This is a genomic window from Vibrio sp. 10N.222.52.B7 (genome assembly GCF_041474275.1).
GTDB classification, from domain to species: Bacteria; Pseudomonadota; Gammaproteobacteria; order Enterobacterales; family Vibrionaceae; genus Vibrio; species Vibrio crassostreae_C.
The window spans coordinates 1-276 of the sequence record NZ_JBFRTU010000714.1 but is presented as its reverse complement, the minus strand read 5'-3'; the positions used below and the strand labels follow the sequence as shown (position 1 = coordinate 276).

At 44.6% G+C, this 276-nt stretch carries 1 pseudogene; it reads right to left on the bottom strand.

The window, feature by feature from the left end:
* Positions 1-243: pseudogene (locus AB4512_RS24945) on the bottom strand (6-phospho-beta-glucosidase); the annotation flags it as partial.
* Positions 244-276: the final 33 nt, after the last annotated feature.

The window sequence follows — 276 nt, the reverse complement described above, 5'->3', positions numbered from 1 at the left end:
GTCATCGGGTAATCCTTGAATCGCACCATTGTTGCGAGTGTTGACGTGCATGATAGAACGTTTGTTATTGCGAATACTGCTCATGAGCTCACAGGCCGCTTCAGAGTAGTAAGCGCCCCCACGTTCTTCTAACAATTTAGGCTTGGTATCGAGCATGGGATCTTTGTAGATCTCCAATAACTGTTGTTCAAACTTGGCAACTAAGTCTGCGCGATTGATGCTGTTTTCAAACGCAGCAATTTTCTATAGCGAAGGCCATTACCCAAACCATTATAG